Below are 840 nucleotides of genomic sequence, written 5' to 3'. Positions count from 1 at the left end.
TCTCCGACGTCGACTGGGAGATCAAGGACGGTCACTACCGCGTCAGGATCCCGCGCGAGCAGGGCAGCCAAGACATGGTCTGGCTCGACGTGCCCGATGATACCGTGATCACGGAGCCGAACCGCGCGGGCGCCACCATGGTCTGGCCGATCTGGGGCTATACCGGGCCCTCGATCCGCTGCTTCATGCCGGGGAGCCTGACGTGAGGACCGCGCTCCTGGTTGTGGTCCTGATGGCCGGATTTGCGTTCGTCGTCGTCGAGGGGTGGGTCGTCTATCAGCTTGCGGTGCATGCGGCGCGTGCGACGCTTGGCGGAGGCTAGCCGATCAGTCGTGATATTTGCGTGAGGCCGAAAGTTGCTGCCGGAAGGCCGGGTCGGTCGCGTAGCGCTCGGCTTCGGCTTTGCGGCCGGGCGCGAAATGGTGGACCGGGATGCCGTTGCAGGCGACGGTCCACCAGTCCGCTGGCGGGCCGTGCGGCTCCTGCTCCATCGGCAGGACGTCATACGCTTCGTTCGGGTCGTTCATGGGGTCAATCGGCATGGAGAACGAATAGCGAATTCTTTCTCACCGGAACAGGGGTTCTCAAAAGGTGAGAAAACGGGGTCGTAATTCTGCAATCAAATCAGCGTGGCTCTGAGGGCTGGCGATCCCAGCAGGGTTCTCAGCTTCGTGTGATTTCAAGGGCTTGGTTCGCAGGTGAGAAAAACGGGCGCTCCAAGTGATTTCAAAGACTTCCAAGGCATCATTTTCTCACCACTTCAATCGTCGCCGCCGTCATCCTGGCCGCCCGGCGTGAATACGAGCAAGTTCATCGCGCCGCCGGCCATCAGCTGTTGCT

The 840-nt window shown here is 61.8% G+C and carries 2 protein-coding genes; one reads left to right on the top strand and one right to left on the bottom strand.

Features of this window, described 5'->3' with window-relative positions; all coding sequences use genetic code 11:
• The coding region (locus AACY52_RS28650) for a hypothetical protein (protein WP_339561118.1) at positions 1 to 206 on the top strand (206 nt) is incomplete at its 5' end.
• A gap of 120 nt (positions 207 to 326) precedes the next feature.
• Here the strand turns inward: AACY52_RS28650 and AACY52_RS28645 are convergent.
• Positions 327 to 527 carry a hypothetical protein gene (locus AACY52_RS28645; RefSeq protein ID WP_339561117.1) on the bottom strand — a complete coding sequence of 67 codons (201 nt, stop codon included), beginning with the start codon at positions 525 to 527 and terminating at the stop codon, positions 327 to 329.
• Positions 528 to 840: the final 313 nt, after the last annotated feature.

The organism is Pseudomonas sp. EA_65y_Pfl1_P113, from assembly GCF_963970525.1.
GTDB lineage: Bacteria > Pseudomonadota > Gammaproteobacteria > Pseudomonadales > Pseudomonadaceae > Aquipseudomonas > Aquipseudomonas tritici.
The sequence above is the reverse complement of the archived record's forward strand: the minus strand, read 5'-3'. Positions and strand labels throughout refer to the sequence as shown.